Source organism: Pedobacter quisquiliarum (genome assembly GCF_014642175.1).
In the GTDB taxonomy this organism is placed as follows: Bacteria; Bacteroidota; Bacteroidia; order Sphingobacteriales; family Sphingobacteriaceae; genus Pedobacter; species Pedobacter quisquiliarum.
In genome coordinates, this window is the sequence record NZ_BMIL01000007.1 from 194,583 (window position 1) to 208,455 (window position 13,873).

At 43.5% G+C, this 13,873-nt stretch carries 11 protein-coding genes; 2 read left to right on the forward strand and 9 right to left on the reverse strand.

The window, feature by feature from the left end; all coding sequences use genetic code 11:
* Positions 1-28 precede the first annotated feature (28 nt).
* Positions 29-1,420, reverse strand: a complete 1,392-nt coding sequence (locus IEW69_RS11805) for an undecaprenyl-phosphate glucose phosphotransferase (RefSeq protein WP_188627058.1) — start codon at positions 1,418-1,420, stop codon at positions 29-31.
* Positions 1,421-1,891: 471 nt separating this feature from the next.
* On the opposite strand from IEW69_RS11805, the gene IEW69_RS11810 reads away from it, so the two are divergent.
* Positions 1,892-2,236 (forward strand): helix-turn-helix domain-containing protein, encoded by a 345-nt coding sequence (locus tag IEW69_RS11810; RefSeq protein ID WP_188627059.1) that lies wholly within the window; start codon positions 1,892-1,894, stop codon positions 2,234-2,236.
* Here IEW69_RS11810 and IEW69_RS11815 read toward each other — a convergent pair.
* From IEW69_RS11815 to recJ, 4 genes are all read right to left on the reverse strand, one after another.
* On the reverse strand, positions 2,233-2,520 hold the full coding sequence (locus IEW69_RS11815) for a hypothetical protein (protein WP_188627060.1): 288 nt from the start codon (positions 2,518-2,520) through the stop codon (positions 2,233-2,235). The genes IEW69_RS11810 and IEW69_RS11815 overlap by 4 nt on opposite strands.
* Before the next feature lie 170 nt (positions 2,521-2,690).
* On the reverse strand, positions 2,691-4,208 hold the full coding sequence (locus tag IEW69_RS11820) for a GH3 auxin-responsive promoter family protein (RefSeq protein WP_188627061.1): 1,518 nt from the start codon (positions 4,206-4,208) through the stop codon (positions 2,691-2,693).
* An 18-nt stretch (positions 4,209-4,226) separates the two neighbouring features.
* Positions 4,227-4,961: an LPS export ABC transporter ATP-binding protein gene (lptB, locus tag IEW69_RS11825; protein WP_188627062.1), complete on the reverse strand. Its 735-nt coding sequence runs from the start codon at positions 4,959-4,961 to the stop codon at positions 4,227-4,229.
* A 5-nt stretch (positions 4,962-4,966) separates the two neighbouring features.
* Positions 4,967-6,670, reverse strand: coding sequence for a single-stranded-DNA-specific exonuclease RecJ (gene recJ / locus IEW69_RS11830; RefSeq protein ID WP_188627063.1), 1,704 nt, complete (start codon positions 6,668-6,670; stop codon positions 4,967-4,969).
* A gap of 149 nt (positions 6,671-6,819) precedes the next feature.
* Between recJ and IEW69_RS11835 the strand changes: the two genes are divergently transcribed.
* Positions 6,820-7,584: an MBL fold metallo-hydrolase gene (locus tag IEW69_RS11835; RefSeq protein WP_188627064.1), complete on the forward strand. Its 765-nt coding sequence runs from the start codon at positions 6,820-6,822 to the stop codon at positions 7,582-7,584.
* Here IEW69_RS11835 and IEW69_RS11840 read toward each other — a convergent pair whose 3' ends face one another.
* The 4 genes from IEW69_RS11840 to ahcY all read right to left on the reverse strand — a co-directional run bounded on the left by IEW69_RS11840 (position 7,585) and on the right by ahcY (position 13,253).
* Positions 7,585-7,986, reverse strand: a complete 402-nt coding sequence (locus IEW69_RS11840) for a response regulator (RefSeq protein ID WP_188627065.1) — start codon at positions 7,984-7,986, stop codon at positions 7,585-7,587.
* A 109-nt stretch (positions 7,987-8,095) separates the two neighbouring features.
* Positions 8,096-10,972 (reverse strand): aminomethyl-transferring glycine dehydrogenase, encoded by a 2,877-nt coding sequence (gcvP, locus tag IEW69_RS11845; RefSeq protein WP_188627066.1) that lies wholly within the window; start codon positions 10,970-10,972, stop codon positions 8,096-8,098.
* Between the two features lie 72 nt (positions 10,973-11,044).
* The gene (locus IEW69_RS11850; protein ID WP_188627067.1) at positions 11,045-11,764 is read right to left on the reverse strand and encodes a pyridoxine 5'-phosphate synthase; all 720 of its coding nucleotides are present in this window, start codon (positions 11,762-11,764) and stop codon (positions 11,045-11,047) included.
* Between the two features lie 172 nt (positions 11,765-11,936).
* Positions 11,937-13,253: an adenosylhomocysteinase gene (gene ahcY, locus IEW69_RS11855; protein ID WP_188627068.1), complete on the reverse strand. Its 1,317-nt coding sequence runs from the start codon at positions 13,251-13,253 to the stop codon at positions 11,937-11,939.
* Positions 13,254-13,873 lie beyond the last annotated feature (620 nt).

Here is a 13,873-nt window from a genome sequence, read left to right on the forward strand (position 1 = left end):
CCCTTTTTTATTGAAAGTACCGTCATTGTTAGTACGCGTTCTTTTCGCCTTTTATAACATTCAGAACAGTAAGCATTACAATTTTGATGTCTAACAAGGCTGACCAGTTTTCCATATACCAGATGTCGTGCTCCACACGTTTCTCCATTAAGCCCAGCTCGATGGTTTCGCCACGATAGCCGTTAACCTGTGCCCAACCGGTTATCCCTGGCTTCATGTAATGGCGTACCATATATTGATCTACTACTTCGCGGTAATGTTCGGTGTGTTTAAGCATGTGTGGACGGGGGCCAACCACGCTCATGTTTCCAAGTAAAACGTTAAAGAACTGTGGTAATTCATCAAGGCTGGTTTTACGCAAGATTCTACCGATCCTGGTGATCCGGCAATCATTTTTGCTGGCTTGTTTTAGATGGCATTCATCATTAACACGCATGCTGCGGAATTTGTAGCAGTAGAACTGCACGTTGTTTCTTCCACTTCTTTCCTGCTTGAAGATTACTGGTCCGGGACTTTCTAGTTTAATCAATAGCGCCAGGATGGGGTAGAGCCAGCTAAATATGAATACGATTACAAAAAGGCTAAAGGCAATGTCAAATAGACGCTTCACAACGCGGTCGTCCATGTTGTCCTGAACGCAGGACCCAGTTAGATTGATAACCTGGAAGTCATTCAGGCTGTCGAGTGCTGCACTCTTGTTGAGGATCTGGCTATAATCTGGCACAAACTTCAACCGGATACACTGATTTCTGGCTTCCGTAACCAGGCTGTCGATATCGTGAATCTTATCTGGTGCAAGGGAGATGTAAATCTCATTGATGCCGGCAAGCACTGCGCTTTTAATCTCCGCCTTAAAACCTTCTACGAGCTCTGCCGTATTAAGCGAGGTTGGGTTTTTGCTTAAAAATCCAGCGAAGCTGTACTCTCTGGCGTGTTTTTGAAAATAGTCTGCCAGACGGATGCTGGTGGGGTTCACCCCGAGCAGCGCAACAGGCGCGGTCATCTTCAGGCTTCTGGAGAGAATGGGGAAGATCAGTGCCGCAAAATATCGGTTTAGCAGCAACAACGCACCAAGGGCAGTATAATATGCAACGCTGAACTTCCAGTCAAAAGCAAATGCCTTCAGCATATTGTACATGAGGAAGAACATCAGATGTAAGCAGATGCACTTGAGTGTGGTGACGAATAGTGCTTTGTTCTGTATGGTCCTGCGGTTGTATAGATCCAGTACTTTGCTCAACAGGAACCAACCGAGGGTAAGTAGTAGGCTAAAGTCTACATAATTGAAGTTGTAGTTGGCCGGGGTATTGAAAAATAGGGCTACCACCAATGCGAAATTCACAATGGCTAAGTCACTCAAGGCAATGGTTAGTCGGAAAATATAATTGTAGCGGTTCTGCATGACTGACAAAGGATTCATTCAATGTGATATATCGATTGCTCGACAACACTCAGGTATGAATAAAATTGAAGCCACAAAAGTACTTACCTGGGGATGGTCGTGCTATTGTGTATGCCTTCGAGAAAGTTTCCGGGAAACATTGTGCAGGTTGTGAGGTCGTGCTTCACAGGCCTGAAGGTCTGCTTGAAAAAGGTTGTATGATTTTGAGGAATTTAGATTTTCCAGACAGGAAAAAGGCGATTATCTGCGATTTTGAAGGTGTAGAGCAAGATTTCTTTAGAATACACACGAATTTTTACACACTCTTTTACGATAACCTACACAATGCATTCCCTTATACTATTATTTAGATAGTTTGAAATAAATTCGTTCAGAATTAAATAATATTCTAATCAGAAAGCTTGAAAACGTTTTTCTTTTAGGCGAACTGAACATCTATTAGCACCAGATATAAAAATAATATACACAAAATACCTGATTTTATAATATATGGATTTGCATTATGGCCAAGTAGTTGAACGTATCATTCGCCGTAAAGGTTACAGCATCAGTGAACTTGCCCGCTTAACTAATGTAAACAGGAGATCTGTATACAACTGGTTTAATCAAAAACATCTGAAGTCTGAGATTATATTCAGAATAGGAAACGTCATCAATCATGACTTCTCTACAGAGTTTCCTAGTCTTTACCCAAAGGATGAGTTGAATAAGCATTATCATTTTATGAATGATGATAATGACCAAAGTACGACGACATACTGGAAAGACAAGTACATCGACCTACTGGAAAAGTATAATCAGCTTTTGCTTGACTTTATGTCAAGCAAAGACTAGTAGTTACTTGAAGGGGTAGCAGGTGCCATCATACACCTTAATAAGAAAGAAACTTCACGAAGAAACTTCAACTGTGCTCTAAGTTCAGGAACGGATGTGTTCGCATTTGCGTTGTCAATCAATTGATCGGCAATCACTTGCGTCATCGTGTCAAAGTCGTTCTGGTTAGCATCCATGAACAGGTCACACTGTTGCATGAAAGTTTCAATCTCTCTAATGTTTAGCGCATAGCTTACGCCGTTTAATGTGATTGTTTGTACTTCTGGTTGATTCTCAATTACCATCTTAGGTTCAGTTTGGATATTAATACCTTGTGTGTTTTTAAACCTTAAAGTCTGGTTCAATAATGACTTCAAGTAGTTTACACTGCAAAGCTATTTATTAGTTGCGGAATATCCTATTTTTTAGAAACCTTTTTGCGATTTATACTATAGCCATTTGCGGAAAACCTTAGTTATTGCAAGTTTATGACGTTTAAAATCTCTTCGACGTACTTTCTGTCGTTTGCAAGTCGTGGAACTTTATGTTGACCACCAAGCTTTCCCTTAGCTTTCAGCCAGTTATAGAAAGTACCCGGAGCTGCGTTATGTACTTGCGGGCGGCGCAGGGCCATGTCCTTAAAACGCTTGGCATCGTAGTCTGAATTCACTTCACGCAGGGTATTGTCAAGAATATCTACGAAGGATTCGAAATCATCAGGCTGTTTATCAAATTCAATGATCCATTCATGCCCACCAACATCGCAGCCCTTAAAATAAATGGGGCAAGCGGTGTAGTCCTTGAACTTTGCCCCCGTACTTTTACAGGCTTGACTGATTGCCCGCTCGGCATTGTCGATAATTACTTCTTCTCCAAAAGCATTAATAAAGTGCTTGGTTCTCCCTGTAATTTTAATTCGGAAGGGGTAAACAGAAGTAAATTGAACAGTATCACCAATCATATAGCGCCATAAGCCCCCATTTGTGGAGATGATGATTGCGTAGTTCTTGTACAATGCGACTTCATCCAGGCTAAGCGTTTTTGGATTCTCATCTTCAATGTGCTCCAGCGGCAGAAACTCGTAGTATATACCGTAATCCAGCATAAGCAGCATTTCATCTGAGTTTACCTGATCCTGGATGCCGAAAAATCCCTCCGAGGCATTGTAGGTTTCCAGGTAGTACATATAGTCGCAAGGAATAAGCTCGCGGAACTGGTCGCGATAGGGCGCGAAGTTCACCGCACCGTGGAAGTAGAGCTCCAGGTTTGGCCATACTTCCAGGAGGTTTTTCTTCCCTGTCATCTCCAAGACCTTCTTGGCAAGCACCAAAGTCCAGGTTGGCACACCAGAAATGTTGGTGACGTTCTCTTTAATGGTCGCCTCCGCCATTTTCTCCATCTTTTGCTCGTAGTTATCCATTAAGGCGATGGAGATGGCAGGGGTACGGTAGTATTCGGCCCACATGGGCAGGTTCTTGATCAGTACGGCTGATAGATCACCATAGAATGAATTTTCATTCAGCTGATTGATCTGGTGGCTACCTCCAAGTACCAGTCCTTTTCCAGTTAATATCTGGTTATTAGGTCTGTTGTTGCAAAATATAGACAGTAGATCTTTGCCACCCTTGAAGTGGCATTCCTGTAGTGATTCTTCCGATACGGGTATGAACTTACTTCTGTCGCTTGTTGTCCCAGAGGATTTCGCAAACCATTTAATCTCTGTTGGCCAGAGGATGTTTTGCTCCCCTTTGAGCATGCGCTCAATGTAAGGTTTTAAGGTATCATAAGATTGTATGGGTACCCGTTCTTTGAACTGATCCGGGTTGTCTATGGAATTGTAATCGTATAGTCGGCCCCATTCTGTATCGGAGGCCGTGGTAATTAACTCATGAAACCATTCTTCCTGGACATCCAGCGGATATTTCATGAAAAGCTCAATCTGGTGGACGCGCTTCTTCATGTACCAGGTAAAAAGAGAGTTGACTATCGCCATTTTTTATATTTGGTTAGTTTACAACGTTTTTTTTCGTAGAACAAAGTTGGATCCCAGGTACACCTTCTTCACCATTTCATTCGCGGCCAATACTTCCGGGGTGCCTGATTCCAGGATCTTGCCCTCAAAAAGTAAATACGCACGGTCTGTAATGGAAAGCGTCTCCTGAACGTTGTGATCCGTGATCAATATACCGATATTTTTTTCTTTTAATCTTGCCACAATGGTTTGGATTTCCTCAACCGCAATGGGGTCTACACCTGCAAAAGGTTCGTCCAAAAGAATGAAGTTTGGGTTCGCAGCTAAAGCCCTGGCAATTTCGGTACGTCGTCTTTCACCGCCGGAGAGCAGGTCACCGCGGTTTTTACGTACTTTATGCAAGCTGAATTCATTGATGAGCTCCTCCAGTTTTTCATGGCGCTCTTCTTTGTTCAGTGCCGTCATCTCCAGAATGGCCATGATGTTGTCTTCAACAGATAACTTCCTGAACACAGAAGCTTCCTGGGCGAGGTAACCGATACCTTTCTGCGCCCTGCGGTACATGGCATCTTTGGTGATGTCTTCATCCTCCAGAAATATACGGCCCTCATTTGGCTTAATCAGGCCCACAATCATATAAAAGGATGTCGTTTTTCCCGCACCATTTGGGCCGAGCAAACCAACAATCTCCCCCTGACTAACACTGAATGACACATCGTTTACGACGGTCCGCTGTTTATATTTCTTTATTAGATGCTCAGCTCTTAATATCATTTATCTTAATAATCAGTATGGATTCCTTTTATGTTCAGCTGTATGCGAGGTTGATCCTTCCAGACATTTTCTTCAATGGTATAACACATGGAGAAAGGCTTTCCGGGCATCAATATACGTTCGTATTCAGCAAGACCGAAGCCAATACAATCAAAAATAGGCGAATTTTGTTGTTTTACACTCAATTTGATGTGATTGTCGCCCACAATGGACGCTCTGCCCATGAGTTCTAGACCGTGACTTACAAATACCGGTGCCATATTTTCCGGTCCAAAAGGTGCCATCTGGGAGATGATGCGGTGGAATTTACCGGTGATTTGTTGAAGTTCAATCTGGGTATCAATGGCAATCTCCGGGCGCAACATGTCTTCTGTTATCGTCGAAGCTACCGCCTGTTCAAAGCGTTCCGAGAAGATTTCAAGGTGTTCCGGCAACATAGACAAGCCTGCGGCGAATTTGTGGCCGCCGAACTGCACAAGCAGATCTGAACAGCTCAACAGTGCTTCGTACAGGTCAAAGCCGGGAACAGACCTCGCAGATCCGGTTAAGTAGCCGTTAGAATGTGTAAGTACAATCGTTGGTCTGAAATACGTTTCTGTGAGTCTGGACGCCACAATGCCAATTACACCCTTATTCCAGGCTTCATTGTAAACCACAGTAGTCTTTTTGTTCATTAAAATCTCGCAATCCCCGATGAGTTTTAAAGCTTCCGCAGTAATGTTCTGGTCGGAAGTTTTCCGCTCCGTGTTCTGCAGGTTTATCAACAGGCTCTGCACATCAGCACTTTCTTTTTCTTCACACAGCATCATCTTCACGGCTTCGCGCGCGTGATCCATCCGCCCTGCGGCATTGATTCTTGGTGCCAGCGTAAAAACGACGTCTGTAAGCGTGAAGATTTTTTTACGTCCCGTAGTCTCCATTAAGGCTTTCAAACCCGTACATGGATTGGTATTCAACAAGATCAGGCCATGATGTGCTAAAATCCTGTTCTCATCCACAACAGGCACTATGTCTGCCGCAATGCTCACCATCACCAGGTCCATATACTTCTCGTACTTTACAGTCGGAAGTCCGTGTTTAATGCAGTATGCCTGTGCTAGCTTAAAGCCGATGCCACAACCAGCGAGCTCTTTGAAGGGGTAGGGGCAGTCTGCACGCTTGGGGTCCAAAACGGCTACTGCAGCGGGCAAGGTATTGCCTGGTAGGTGGTGGTCGCAAATGATAAAATCTACACCTAGTGAGTTGGCATAATCTATCATTTCAACGGACTTGATTCCGCAATCCAGAGCAATAATCAGCGTAAACTGATTTTCCGCGGCATAATCAATGCCCTGCCTGGAAATACCGTAACCTTCCTTGTGGCGGTCTGGTATGTAATATTCGATTTCCGAGGTAAACTGTTTGAAGAAGCTGTAGGCAAGTGTCACGGCAGTGGTACCGTCTACGTCGTAATCACCGTAAATCAGCACGCGCTCTCCGGAAGATAGCGCCTCGTCAATCCGAGTGATGGCTTTGTCCATGTCCTTCATCAGGTATGGATCATGAAGATCTTTCAGGGAAGGACGGAAGAAATACCGCGCTTCATCAAAGGTTTTTATGCCCCGCTGAACCAAAACCGCAGCAAGGCTGGGATCTATGGTTAATTGTTGTGCAAGCAAATCTGTTGTTTCCTTTTCGCCTGCTTCGGCTTGCACCCATCTTTTTTTCATTTATAATCAATTGTTTATGCCAGGTCAGGATGACGCGAATACCGCATATAAATCCTCGCATTTTCGCTAAGCTAATGAGGTTTTCTATCTTTGCAGCCTGATTCGTAAAGATATCATTAATTATTCTTGTTACTAAATATCTACATCCATTGAAAGTTTTCACTTTAAACGAAGGGTCCTATTCTGTAGATGCTTCTAAAAAATTCGTCCCCTTTAATCCGGACATCGATAACCCGAAAGACCGCAAGGGTTCCTTATTTATACACGTACAACCCTTTCTGGTGCAGTTGAACAATACTTTGTTACTGCTCGACACCGGATTGGGATACAGCGACGAACAAGGGCAGCTGGTTTTACACAACAACATCCGCAAAGCCGGCTTCGAGCCTGATGACATAGAATTCGTATTGATGTCGCACCTCCATTTTGATCATGCCGGCGGTATGATCCACCGCGTGGGCGCAGAAATGAACCTGAGCTTTCCGCATGCAACCTACCTGATCCAACGTGGAGAGTGGGAGGGTGCATTCACAAACCCATCTTCCTCCTACAAACCGGAGATCTTCGAATTCTTACAGCGCAATGCACAATTGCAATTCCTGGATGATAGTGGAAGTTTCAATGATAACATTCATTTTGAACTTACCGGGGCACATACGCCGTATCATCAGGCATTCCTGATTACAGAAGGTGAAGAGAAGGTGTTCTTTGGAGGTGACGTGCTGCCGGAGCCCGAAGAGCTGCAGCGTAAATTCATTGCCAAGTACGACTTCGATGGCCGGAAGGCAATGGAACTAAGGGAAATGTACGGCCATAAAGCGGCGGCAGAAAACTGGAACTGCTTATTTTATCATGCAAAGACGAAAACCACTGGTTACATCCGCCATGATGAAGGCCATTTTACAATCGTCTAGCTATTGAGAAAGGCTGTCAAATAATTCAATAAGTTTATTGATGGAGAGGGGTTTAGAAATAAATCCCTTTACTGTAGCATAGGTTTTTGCTTTTTCAATATCATTCTCGTAAACAGAACTGGATAGCATGTACATATCTACGCGGTCCTGTACGCCAAGGGTGTCATAAGCTTCGAGGAATTCCCAGCCATTGAGCACAGGCATATTAATGTCGATCAATACCAGTTGAGGAAAGCGTTCGCCGTTTTCAGAAAGCGAACTAAGATATTCTATCGCAAGTTGCCCATTTGTTTTTGCAACCATATTGATGTTATAGCCTGTCTTTTCTACAATCTTCTTAATAATGAAGATGTTGATATCATCATCATCAATTACGAGCAAGTCTATTTTTGAATCCATCATTGACATTGAAAACAGGTATAGGTATAATGTTTAAAGATATAAATTACAAGCGTAATTGATTAACATAGTTAAAAAAAGGCCCATCTATTCCTAAATGGGCCTTTTTCGATTAAGCAAGTTCTTCTGCGTAACTTTCAATAGGTGGACAAGCACAAACCAGTGACCTGTCGCCATAAGAATCATTCACGCGTCCTACTGCCGGCCAGAATTTATGTTCTGCAACATATGGCAATGGGAATGCTGCAACTTTTCTGCTGTATGGATGTTCCCAAACATCACCAGTCACAGTCACTGCTGTGTGTGGCGCGTTTTTCAACGGGTTATCAATTTTATACAGGGTGCCACTTTCAACTTCTGAAATCTCTTTTCTGATGCTGATCATCGCTTCACAGAATCTGTCAAGCTCATGTTTAGGTTCACTTTCTGTAGGCTCCACCATCAGTGTTCCCGCAACCGGGAAAGAAACTGTTGGCGCATGGAAACCATAGTCCATTAAACGTTTAGCAATGTCAACCACTTCAATTCCAAAAGCTTTGAATGCTCTGCAGTCCAGAATCATCTCGTGTGCACAACGACCCTGACTACCAGAATAAAGCACTGGATAGTGTTGCTCCAAACGAGCTTTCATGTAGTTGGCATTCAGGATGGCATATTTAGTTGCATCCGTTAAACCTTCGCTGCCCATCATGGCGATGTAGGCATGTGATATGATCAGGATGGAAGCGGAGCCCCAAGGTGCTGCGGAAACAGCGTTGATCGATTTTTCGTTATTGATGTCAACAACGGCATGGCCAGGAAGGTATTTCACCAGGTGTTTTGCAACACCAATTGGACCCATACCAGGACCGCCGCCGCCGTGCGGAATACAGAATGTCTTGTGTAAGTTCAGGTGACAAACGTCAGCACCGATGTTCGCTGGTGAAGTTAAGCCAACCTGTGCATTCATGTTTGCACCATCCATATAAACCTGTCCGCCATGTTCATGAATCACATTACAGATTTCGATAATGCTCTCTTCAAAAACACCGTGGGTAGATGGATAAGTAACCATTAGGCAAGACAATACGTCTTTGTACTGCGCTGCTTTAGCTTTCAGATCTTCTACGTCAATGTTTCCATTTTCAAGTGATTTTACAACCACGATTTTCATACCCGCCATGGCAGCTGAAGCTGGGTTGGTTCCATGTGCAGAGGAAGGAATCAAAGCAACATTACGGTGGTGATCGCCACGATCCTGGTGGTAAGCACGAATAACCATAAGTCCGGCATACTCACCTTGTGCACCAGCGTTTGGCTGAAGGCTCATGGCCGCAAAGCCAGTGATTTCGCTCAACCAGTTGTTCAATTCATTGAAAACAGTGTAGTATCCACCAACCTGATCAGCTGGCGCGAAAGGGTGTAACCTTCCGAACTCCGCCCAGGTAATTGGAATCATCTCCGAAGTTGCATTTAACTTCATGGTACATGAACCCAGTGGAATCATGGAATGCGTTAGAGAAAGATCTTTGCTTTCCAACGATTTGATATATCTAAGCATTTCATGCTCAGAATGGTGACTGTTAAATACCGGATGGCTCAGGTATGCGGAGGTACGTTGTAACGTTTCCGGGATAACAGTGTTGATGTTTTCGGTTACAACCTCCACGCGGTCTGCACCGATACCTTGGACTTTAGAGAAGATTTTAGTTAATACTTTAACATCTTCAAGCGAAGTGGTCTCATCTAAGGAGATGGTCACTGTCGTTCCTTTAAAGTTCAGGTTAATTTCATGATCGATACATTCGCGGTGAATGGAATCTTTAAGATCACCCAAGTCCAGTTGAATGGTATCGAAATATACTTTGTTTAATTGTTTGTAGCCGATTTGCTCCAGTGATGCAGCAAGTGACACAGTCAGACCATGTGTACGTTCTGCAATAAGCTTCAAGCCTTTAGGACCGTGATAAACGGCATAAAAGCTCGCCATAATGGCCAACAAAGCCTGTGCAGTACAGATGTTTGAAGTCGCTTTATCTCTACGGATGTGTTGCTCCCTGGTTTGAAGCGCCATACGCAAAGCGTAATCGTTATTGCTGTCTATCGTTACACCGATGATACGGCCTGGGATAGATCTTTTATATTCTTCTTTCGTTGCGAAGTAAGCGGCATGTGGACCACCAAAGCCCATAGGTACGCCTAAGCGCTGACTTGTGCCAACCACGATATCCGCTCCCCATTCTCCTGGAGGCGTTAAAAGTGTTAGGCTTAAAAGGTCTGCTACAACGGTAAGTTTTACATTGTTTTGGTGTGCAAGTTCTGCAAATGCAGTGTAGTCAAACACTTCACCGTTTCCGGCCGGGTATTGAACAATTGCACCAAAGAAACCATCTGTAAGATCTACATTTGCATGGTCTCCAATGACAAGCTCAATTCCGAAAGGATTTGCACGGGTTTTTAGGATGTCGATGGTTTGTGGAAATACCAGTTCAGAAACAAAAAACTTCTTTGCAGCCTGATTTTTACGCAAGCTGTATTGCATGAACATGGCTTCTGCAGCAGCAGTTCCTTCATCAAGCAAAGAGGCATTGGCGATTTCCATTCCGGTAAGGTCAATCACCATGGTCTGGAAGTTAAGCAGGGCTTGTAAGCGGCCTTGTGCAATTTCCGCCTGGTAAGGGGTGTACTGCGTGTACCATCCTGGGTTTTCCATTACATTACGCAGGATTACTGCAGGTGTAATGGTGTCGTAATAACCTTGCCCGATATAAGATTTAAATACCTTATTAAGAGAAGCAGTTTGTTTAAGACTTTCTAAATACGCTTTTTCTGATTTCGCAGCAGGCAGATTCAGCGGTTGCTTCAACCTGATTTGCTGTGGTACAGTCTGTTCAATGAGCTCATTAAGAGAACCAACACCAATTGTGGATAACATGGCATCAGTATCCGCTGAATTGGGCGCAATATGACGGTCTTTAAAGTCTTCTGTATAATTAATATTTAAGCTCATGATAGCAATAATAAGTTGGCGCAAAGGTAGCTATTTCCAAACCCATACGCAACGTAATTATTGATTGTAAGCTTAGTTTGACAATTGCCGTAAGTACATCTGTATGGTGTTTTCAAGGCCCAAATACAATGCATCGCTGACGAGGGCATGGCCGATACTAACTTCAAGTAAGTTCGGAATCCGGGTAGCGAAATACTTCAGGTTCTGTAGGTCCAGATCATGCCCGGCATTCAGGCCAAGACCCAGCGCATTTGCCGCTTCCGCTGCTGCAACATAAGGCTTAATGGCTTGTTCCTTATTCGCCGCATATTCCTGTGCATAGGCTTCTGTGTACAACTCAATCCGGTCGGTTCCAGTAAGTGCTGCAGCTTCCACCATCTCTATCACCGGATCAACAAATATGGAAACCCGGATGCCAGCGGCTTTAAACATTGCCACCATATCCTGTAAATACGATTTATGTTTGATGGTATCCCAGCCGTGATTGGAGGTAATCTGGCCCAGTGCATCAGGCACAAGGGTCACCTGCGCCGGCTTATTTGCAAGCACCAGGTCCACAAACTTCTGCTCGGAACAGTTTCCTTCGATGTTAAACTCTGTGTGGATCACACTTTTCAGATCGAAAACATCCTGGTAACGGATATGACGCTCATCGGGTCTCGGGTGAACCGTGATGCCTTCTGCGCCAAAGCGCTCACAATCTAATGCAACCTTAACCAGATCCGGATTGTTGCCGCCCCGGCTGTTTCGAAGTGTCGCTATTTTGTTGATGTTTACAGATAGTTTTGCCATGCTCAAATATAAAGGTATTCGCGCAATGCCTCAAAGCATTTTGTTCATGCGGGTAAAACCACTTAACGCAAGTCGATGCTACTGTGCGGAACCAGCGTGATTCGGCATACAGAAAATGAGGCATAAAAAAAGGGAAACCGAAGTTTCCCCTTTCAAAAGATATGTAATCGAATTAGTATCTGTAAGTTTCTGGTTTAAATGGACCTTCAACCGGAACACCAATGTATTCTGCCTGATGCTGATCAAGTACATCCAGCTCTACACCGATCTTCGCAAGGTGCAAACGTGCAACTTTCTCATCAAGGTGTTTAGGTAGGGTATAAACTTTATTCTCGTATTTACCAGGGTTCATCCATAGCTCTAATTGCGCTAGTGTCTGGTTGGTGAAAGAGTTAGACATTACGAAACTTGGGTGACCAGTTGCGCAACCTAGGTTTACCAAACGACCTTCAGCCAATAGGATGATGTCTTTACCATCAATGGTATATTTATCAACCTGAGGTTTGATCTCTACTTTAGTATCACCATAGTTTTCGTTTAACCAGGCAACATCAATTTCATTGTCGAAGTGACCAATGTTACAAACGATTGCTTTGTCTTTCATCAACTTGAAGTGCTCAGGACGAACGATGTCGCAGTTACCAGTAGTGGTAACAATGATGTCTGCCTCTTTAACTGCAGTCATCAGTTTCTTAACTTCATAACCTTCCATAGCAGCTTGAAGCGCACAGATTGGGTCAATTTCAGTTACGATAACACGTACACCTTGTGAGCTTAGCGATTCTGCAGAACCTTTACCAACATCACCATATCCACAAACAACGGCAACTTTACCAGCCATCATCACGTCAGTAGCACGACGGATCGCATCTACTAGTGACTCACGACAACCGTATTTGTTATCGAATTTAGATTTGGTAACAGAGTCGTTTACGTTAATTGCAGGTAAGTGCAAAGTTCCGTTTTTCATGCGCTCATATAAGCGGTGAACACCGGTAGTCGTCTCTTCAGATAGGCCTTTGATTTCAGCGATAAGCTCAGGGAACCTGTCGAAAACCATGTTGGTTAAATCGCCACCATCATCAAGGATCATATTTAATGGTTTTTGCTCCGGACCGAAGTGTAAGGTCTGCTCAATGCACCAATCAAATTCCTCTTCATTAAGGCCTTTCCAGGCATAAACCTGAATACCAGCAGCAGCGATTGCTGCAGCAGCATGATCCTGAGTGGAGAAGATGTTACATGAAGACCAGGTAACTTCAGCACCTAAAGCAACCAAAGTTTCAATTAGAACTGCAGTTTGGATGGTCATGTGAAGGCAGCCTGCAATGCGCGCACCTTTAAGTGGCTGCGAAGGACCGAATTCTTCACGCAAAGACATTAAACCTGGCATTTCTGCTTCAGCTAATCCGATTTCTTTGCGGCCCCATTCTGCCAGTGAAATGTCCTTAACTTTATAAGGAACGTAAGTTGTCTCTACTGATGACATATTGAATTGTTTTAAGTTCTTGTTTATAGGTAGTTAGCAGATGCTCGTCATGTTTATCCAGGTGTTATTCATCTGGATGAAAAGACCCGCTAATTATTTACAAAAGTAGCTATAAGTTTAAGGAAATTCAAAGAAGCAGTAAACAGCTGTGTGATAAGGATTTTAATTTGACATATAGCAGATGTGCCGAAAACAGGAAATCCGATCATCCACAAATCCTTTTCTAAATTAAAGGTCCATTTATCGGTACATCAAAGACTTGCGCTCCTCTATATTCTTGCTGGAGGCCCAACTAATTTTAAAGACCCTTCCTGTAGAAACATGTTGTATAAACGAGATAGGATAATACACCTGCTATCGGATAGAAAAAAATCCTTTTTAGGCCCTCTACACCATAGTTCGGGTTAGTTTCAGAAGGAAAAATTACTGCAATTATAAGGGAGGTAATGATGATAAATAGTAGCTTCAAGTATAGGGCGTTTTTATACTTGCCATTAAAAGTTTCCACAAACCACCATGTGACTGGCATTACGATGATCAGCCTAAAGAGCACAAATAATGCAAAGTAGCCTTGCAGGCCTCCCCACGGAACTTTAAATTGAAAGATACCCTCGTAAGAG

Excerpts from the sequence above, each read along its gene's own strand:
- IEW69_RS11805 (WP_188627058.1), bottom strand. The coding sequence starts at position 1,420 with ATGAATCCTTTGTCAGTCATGCAGAACCGCTACAATTATATTTTCCGA.
- IEW69_RS11810 (WP_188627059.1), top strand. The coding sequence starts at position 1,892 with ATGGATTTGCATTATGGCCAAGTAGTTGAACGTATCATTCGCCGTAAA.
- IEW69_RS11815 (WP_188627060.1), bottom strand. The coding sequence starts at position 2,520 with ATGGTAATTGAGAATCAACCAGAAGTACAAACAATCACATTAAACGGC.
- IEW69_RS11820 (WP_188627061.1), bottom strand. The coding sequence starts at position 4,208 with ATGGCGATAGTCAACTCTCTTTTTACCTGGTACATGAAGAAGCGCGTC.
- lptB (WP_188627062.1), bottom strand. The coding sequence starts at position 4,961 with ATGATATTAAGAGCTGAGCATCTAATAAAGAAATATAAACAGCGGACC.
- recJ (WP_188627063.1), bottom strand. The coding sequence starts at position 6,670 with ATGAAAAAAAGATGGGTGCAAGCCGAAGCAGGCGAAAAGGAAACAACA.
- IEW69_RS11840 (WP_188627065.1), bottom strand. The coding sequence starts at position 7,986 with ATGATGGATTCAAAAATAGACTTGCTCGTAATTGATGATGATGATATC.
- gcvP (WP_188627066.1), bottom strand. The coding sequence starts at position 10,972 with ATGAGCTTAAATATTAATTATACAGAAGACTTTAAAGACCGTCATATT.
- IEW69_RS11850 (WP_188627067.1), bottom strand. The coding sequence starts at position 11,764 with ATGGCAAAACTATCTGTAAACATCAACAAAATAGCGACACTTCGAAAC.
- ahcY (WP_188627068.1), bottom strand. The coding sequence starts at position 13,253 with ATGTCATCAGTAGAGACAACTTACGTTCCTTATAAAGTTAAGGACATT.